This is a genomic window from Variovorax sp. WDL1 (assembly GCF_001541225.1).
Taxonomy (GTDB): domain Bacteria; phylum Pseudomonadota; class Gammaproteobacteria; order Burkholderiales; family Burkholderiaceae_C; genus Variovorax.
Window position 1 is genome coordinate 87,849 of sequence record NZ_LMTS01000153.1, and the last position, 6,361, is coordinate 94,209.

The 6,361-nt window shown below is 64.2% G+C and carries 7 protein-coding genes; 5 read left to right on the top strand and 2 right to left on the bottom strand.

The genetic code is table 11. The features are described 5' to 3' along the window. Positions 1 to 1,148, top strand: a 1,148-nt coding sequence (gene xseA / locus APY03_RS20540) for an exodeoxyribonuclease VII large subunit (RefSeq protein WP_232324346.1), incomplete at its 5' end; no start/stop codon positions are given. A gap of 47 nt (positions 1,149 to 1,195) precedes the next feature. Continuing rightward, positions 1,196 to 1,777 (top strand): superoxide dismutase, encoded by a 582-nt coding sequence (locus APY03_RS20545; protein WP_068679569.1) that lies wholly within the window; start codon positions 1,196 to 1,198, stop codon positions 1,775 to 1,777. A 67-nt stretch (positions 1,778 to 1,844) separates the two neighbouring features. Here the strand turns inward: APY03_RS20545 and APY03_RS20550 are convergent, their stop codons facing one another. Next, on the bottom strand, positions 1,845 to 2,297 hold the full coding sequence (locus APY03_RS20550) for a DUF192 domain-containing protein (protein ID WP_068679571.1): 453 nt from the start codon (positions 2,295 to 2,297) through the stop codon (positions 1,845 to 1,847). Between the two features lie 154 nt (positions 2,298 to 2,451). Then, entirely contained in the window at positions 2,452 to 2,769 is a 318-nt protein-coding gene (locus APY03_RS20555; RefSeq protein WP_068679573.1) for a hypothetical protein, read from the bottom strand. 194 nt (positions 2,770 to 2,963) lie between these two features. On the opposite strand from APY03_RS20555, the gene icd reads away from it, so the two are divergent. The 3 genes from icd to APY03_RS44190 all read left to right on the top strand — a co-directional run. After that, positions 2,964 to 4,223 (top strand): NADP-dependent isocitrate dehydrogenase, encoded by a 1,260-nt coding sequence (icd, locus tag APY03_RS20560; protein WP_068679575.1) that lies wholly within the window; start codon positions 2,964 to 2,966, stop codon positions 4,221 to 4,223. Positions 4,224 to 4,446: 223 nt separating this feature from the next. Further along, on the top strand, positions 4,447 to 4,806 hold the full coding sequence (gene clpS / locus APY03_RS20565) for an ATP-dependent Clp protease adapter ClpS (RefSeq protein WP_068679577.1): 360 nt from the start codon (positions 4,447 to 4,449) through the stop codon (positions 4,804 to 4,806). A 54-nt stretch (positions 4,807 to 4,860) separates the two neighbouring features. Beyond that, positions 4,861 to 6,361, top strand: a 1,501-nt coding sequence (locus tag APY03_RS44190; RefSeq protein ID WP_232324347.1) for a Clp protease N-terminal domain-containing protein, incomplete at its 3' end; no start/stop codon positions are given.

Here is a 6,361-nt window from a genome sequence, read left to right on the forward strand (position 1 = left end):
TGAAGGACGAAAGCGGCCAGTTGCGCTGCGCCATGTTCAGGCGTGCCGCGGGCCTGCTCGACTTCCAGCCGCGCGACGGCGACCAGGTCGAGGTCCGGGGCCGCCTCGCGGTGTACGAGCCCCGAGGCGACCTGCAACTGGTGGTCGAGAGCCTGCGCCGGGCCGGGCAGGGCGCGCTGTTCGAGCAGTTTCTTCAGCGCAAGGCGCGTCTGGAGGCCGAGGGGCTGTTCGATGCCGCGCGCAAGCGGGCGTTGCCCGCCATGCCGCGCGCGATCGGTCTCGTGACTTCGCCGGGCGCCGCCGCACTGCACGACGTCGTTATCGCGCTGCGGCGCCGCGTGCCGCACATCCCTGTGGTGCTGGCGCCCGCCGCGGTGCAGGGCGCGGGCGCGCCAGCGGAACTGGCACGCTCGCTGCAATCCCTCTACGCGCTGCAACCGCAGGTCGACGTGATCCTGCTGGTGCGCGGCGGCGGATCGATCGAGGATCTCTGGGCGTTCAACGATGAGATGCTCGCACGCACGATCGTGCAGAGCCCGGTGCCCGTCATCAGTGGCGTCGGCCATGAAACCGACTTCACCATCGCCGACTTCTGTGCCGACCTCCGCGCGCCGACACCCACCGCCGCGGCAGAGCTCGTGGCCGCGCCGCGCGAGCTGTGGCTGGGCGCACTGGCCCTGCTCGAAGCGCGCCTGCGTTCCGCTCTTTCCGGACGCCTGGATGCGCTGAGCCAACGTGTCGACGACGCTGCTGCCCGTCTCGCTCGCCCTTCGACGCTGGTGCTGCGCCAGCAGCTGCGCCTGGCTCAGCACGCACAGCGCTTTCGCCACGTCATGCTGGCGCGGGTCCAGCGACTCTCCCAGGTACATCAGGGGTTGCAAGCCGAGCTGCCTCTCGATTTCGCCCGCGCACTGATGCAGCGCAGGGAGCGGCTCGAACGGGCGGCGCTGCGGCTGCAACTGCTCGATCCGACCCTGGTCCTCGAGCGCGGCTATGCCTGGCTCACCGGCCCGGACGGCCGTGCGATCACCCGCGCGCAACAGCTCGCATCGGGCGACGCGGTCCAGGCGAGGCTGGCCGATGGCACGGCCGACATGACGGTCGTGCGAACGGAAACGACAGGACTGCGTCCGACGCGAGCCTCCTGATTCCTTTCTAGAATGCCTTATCCCACAACCAACCTGCGAGAAAAGACATGGAACACGTCCTCCCACCTCTGCCATACCCGCTGGACGCACTGGCGCCCGAGTACTCCAAGGAAACGCTGGAGTACCACTACGGCAAGCACCACAATGCCTATGTGGTGAACCTGAACAACCTGCAGAAGGGCACCGAGTTCGAAAACATGGAACTCGAGGAGATCGTCAAGAAGTCCAGCGGCGGCATCTACAACAACGCCGCTCAGATCTGGAACCACACCTTCTTCTGGAACTGCATGAAGCCTGCGGGCGGCGGCGAGCCCGGCGGCGCGCTGGCCAAGGCGATCGACGCCAAGTGGGGCAGCTACGCGGCCTTCAAGGAAGCCTTCGTCAAGTCGGCCGTGGGCAACTTCGGCTCGGGCTGGACTTGGCTGGTGAAGAAGGCCGATGGCACGGTGGACATTGTCAACATGGGCGCTGCGGGCACGCCACTGACCACGGGCGACAAGCCGCTGCTGACGGTGGACGTCTGGGAGCATGCCTACTACATCGACTACCGCAACCTGCGTCCCAAGTACGTCGAAACGTTCCTGGCGAAGCTGGTGAACTGGGACTTCGCGGCGAAGAACTTCGGCTGAGCCGACCCGCTGCCGCAAGAAGAAGCCGACCCGCGGGTCGGCTTTTTCGTTCGCCCGGCCGGGCGGCTCAGCGCTTGCGCGAGAACAGTTCGCCGTTGAGCTTCGCGCCCTTCTTGATGTTCTTGTGGGCGAACCAGCCCTGGTTCATCTCGAGCACGAAGCGCACGGGCTCCTCGGAGCAATGGGAGTCGTCGGTCTGTGGCTTCATGTCCGCCAGGTTGACAATGCGCCCGTCGTCGGCCACGAAGGCGGCCGTCAGCGGCAGCAGCGTGTTGCGCATCCAGAAGCATTGGGTGGCCGGCTGCTCGAAGACGAAGATCATGCCTTCGTTCTGGGGCATCTCCTTGCGGAACATCAGGCCTATTTGCCGCTGTGCCGGCGTCTCTGCGACCTGGGCATCGATCTGGTACATGCCTGCGGTCAGCCGCACGCGCTGGAGATCAGTCTGTGGTTGCTGGGCGTGGGATGGTGCAAGCAACGCGGCGGACAGTGCGAGAAGGACGACAAGGCGCTGGAACATAGGCGGCTCTTGGAGAGGGGTGGCGCAAACAAAATGCCCGCGGCGGCGCTACGCCCGCATGCGACGACTTCCGGAGCGCGAGTTGACAAAGCCGGTCGTGCGGCCAAAAAAAAGAGCGTTCCGAAGAACGCCTTTTTTGATTCAGCCGGCTGGCTTACTGAGGCGTACCGCCTTGCTTGGGAACCGGCTTCTTGCCGCCGTCCTTGGCGGGGCGGCGCGTGTCGCGCGTGTCGCGGCGAGCCTGGGCAGCCTTGTCGGCGCCGGTCTTGGTCACGCCGCCGCTGCCTTCTGCCACATTGGCCTGGTCACCAGCGGGAGGCTTGACCTGCCCTGCAGGCCTTGCAGCCTTCCTGGTTTCGGCGCGCTCGGCGGCCTTGCCCTGACCCTGGGGGTTGATCTCGGCGGGTTGGGTCTGCGCGAATGCGGCGGTGGCGAACAAGCCGGCCATCATGACTGCGAGAACTTTGCTCATTACAGGTTCCTCTGTGGAAATGGTTTGAAAACGCCTCCCGGCCAGCAGAAGGTCCGTCAACAACGAGGGCTATGAGGCCACGGTTGACAAGCCTTCCAGCTCCTCAGGTTGCGTCTAAAATTCTACGGCTATTCAGCCGGCTCGAAACATAGTGTCTTCCTGCCTTCAATTCATCCCCCGGAGTTCTTACCGTCATGTCCAGCTATCAGCACATCAAAGTCCCGGCCGAAGGCCAGAAGATCACGGTCAACGCCGACAATTCCCTCAATGTGCCTGACCAGCCGATCATCCCCTTCATCGAAGGTGACGGCACCGGCATGGACATCACGCCTGTGATGATCAAGGTGGTTGATGCGGCGGTGGCCAAGACCTACGGCGGCAAGAGGAAGATCCAGTGGATGGAGGTCTATGCCGGTGAGAAGTCGACCAAGGTCTACGGTCCCGACGTCTGGCTCCCGGAGGAAACTCTGCACGCGGTGCGCGATTACGTGGTCTCCATCAAGGGCCCGCTGACCACCCCGGTCGGGGGCGGTATCCGTTCCCTGAACGTCGCCTTGCGCCAGGAACTCGACCTGTACGTCTGCCTGCGTCCCATCCAGTATTTCGAGGGCGTGCCCAGTCCGGTCAAGGAGCCGCACAAGACCAACATGGTGATCTTCCGCGAGAACTCCGAGGACATCTACGCCGGCATCGAGTTCGAAGCCGAAAGCGACAAGGCCAAGAAGCTCATCAAGATCCTGCAGGACGAATTCGGGGTCAAGAAGATCCGTTTCCCCAACACCTCGGGCATCGGCATCAAGCCGGTTTCGCGCGAGGGCACCGAGCGTTTGGTGCGCAAGGCGATCCAGTATGCGATCGACAACGACAAGCCCAGCGTGACGATCGTGCACAAGGGCAACATCATGAAGTTCACCGAGGGTGGCTTCCGCGACTGGGCCTACGGCCTGGCGGCCAAGGAGTTCGGCGCCGAGCTGATCGACGGCGGCCCCTGGATGAAGTTCAAGAACCCCAGGACAGGCAAGGAAATCACCGTCAAGGACTCGATCGCCGACGCCTTCCTGCAACAGATCCTGCTGCGCCCGGCCGAGTACAGCGTCATAGCCACCCTGAACCTGAACGGCGACTACGTCTCGGACGCGCTGGCAGCCCAGGTGGGCGGCATCGGCATTGCCCCGGGCGCCAACCTGAGCGACACGGTCGCCATGTTTGAAGCCACCCACGGTACGGCGCCCAAGTACGCCGGCAAGGACTACGTCAACCCGGGCTCCGAGATCCTTTCGGCCGAGATGATGCTGCGCCACATGGGCTGGACCGAGGCCGCCGACCTGATCATCCGCTCCATGGAAAAGTCGATCGCGAGCAAGAAGGTCACCTACGACTTCGCCCGCCTGATGGACGGCGCCACCCAGGTGAGCTGCTCGGGCTTCGGCCAGGTCATGATCGACAACATGTAAAGCGTCGCCTAGCGCGATAGGCGCTGGCAGCACCCGGCCCCGGCTCCGCAAGGCGCCGGGGCTTTTCTTCTTTGCCTCGGCCCCGAATTTCGCCGGGAGGGCACGCTGCTTGCATGCGTTTTTGGGGCAATCCAGGCGCCCGCGCCTTGAATGTCACAAAGCTGCCACCAGTTGTGCCAACACGGGCGCTGCAAGCAGCGGGCGGCTCGATAAAATGAATTTCATGGCTACCAAAATCCCCTCGACTCCTCCCAAGCCCCCGGCCGTGACGCCGGGGCGGGATGATGGCGATGCGGTCGTGATCGAGCGGCGCCCGCAGAAGACCGCGCCGCCGCAGATGTATCAGGTCGTGATGCTCAATGACGACTACACGCCCATGGAGTTCGTGATCGTCGTTATCCAGGAGTTCTTCAACAAGGACCGGGAGACCGCCACCCAGATCATGCTCAAGATCCATCTCGACGGGCGCGGTGTCTGCGGCGTTTATTCTCGCGACATGGCGGCCACAAAGGTCAATCAGGTGATGGAAGCGGCGCACCAGGCCGGGCATCCGCTCCAATGCGTCAGTGAACCGGTTGAATAAATCGCGCTCCAACCCATCTGAAAATCTATTTACAGCAAGGCAAAAGGAAATCACATGATTGCCCAGGAACTGGAAGTCAGCTTGCACATGGCTTTTGTCGAAGCCAGGCAGCAGCGCCACGAGTTCATCACGGTGGAGCATCTTCTGCTCGCTTTGCTGGACAACCCGAGTGCCGCGGAAGTTCTGCGAGCCTGCTCGGCCAACGTCGACGACCTGCGCGCGTCGCTCACCAATTTCATCAAGGACAACACGCCGCAGGTGGCGGGTACCGACGACGTGGACACCCAGCCGACGCTCGGTTTCCAGCGCGTGATCCAGCGCGCCATCATGCACGTCCAGTCCACGGGCAACGGCAAGAAGGAAGTCACCGGCGCCAACGTGCTGGTCGCGATCTTCGGCGAGAAGGACTCGCACGCCGTCTACTACCTGCACCAGCAGGGCGTGACGCGCCTGGACGTGGTGAACTTCATCGCCCACGGCATCAAGAAGAGCGACCCGCCGGAGGCCACCAAGAGCAGCGGCGAATCCGCATCCGAGGGCGAAGAAGGCGGTGGCGAGAAGAACGAGAAGTCGTCCCCGCTGGAGCAGTTCACCCAGAACCTCAACCAGATGGCGAAGGACGGCAAGATCGATCCGCTGATCGGCCGCGAGTACGAGGTCGAGCGCGTGATCCAGATCCTGTGCCGCCGCCGCAAGAACAACCCGCTGCTGGTCGGCGAGGCCGGCGTCGGCAAGACCGCGATCGCCGAGGGCCTGGCCTGGCGCATCACGCAGGGCGACGTGCCGGAGATCCTGGCCGAGTCCCACGTGTACTCGCTCGACATGGGCGCGCTGCTGGCCGGCACCAAGTACCGCGGCGACTTCGAGCAGCGCCTGAAGGGCGTGCTCAAGTCGCTCAAGGACAAGCCGAACGCGATCCTCTTCATCGACGAGATCCATACGCTGATCGGTGCCGGCGCCGCCTCGGGCGGGACGCTGGACGCATCCAACCTGCTGAAGCCCGCCCTGTCCAGCGGCGCGCTCAAGTGCATCGGCGCCACCACCTTCACCGAGTACCGCGGCATCTTCGAGAAGGATGCGGCCCTGTCGCGTCGCTTCCAGAAGGTCGACGTGGTCGAGCCGACCGTGCAGGAAACGGTCGACATCCTGAAGGGCCTGAAGTCGCGCTTCGAGGAGCATCACGGCGTGAAGTACGGCGTGGCCGCTCTGCAGGCCGCGGCGGAGCTGAGCGCCAAGTACATCAATGACCGTCACCTGCCCGACAAGGCGATCGACGTGATCGACGAGGCCGGCGCCGCCCAGCGCATCCTGCCCGCGAACAAGCGCAAGAAGACCATCAGCAAGAGCGAGGTCGAGGAAATCGTCGCCAAGATCGCGCGCATTCCCCCGGCCAACGTCTCGAACGACGACCGCGGCAAGCTGCAGAACATCGAGCGCGATCTCAAGAGCGTGGTGTTCGGCCAGGACAAGGCGCTCGAGGTGCTGGCCTCGTCCGTCAAGATGGCGCGTTCGGGCCTGGGCCGTGACGACAAGCCGATCGGCTCGTTCCTGTTCA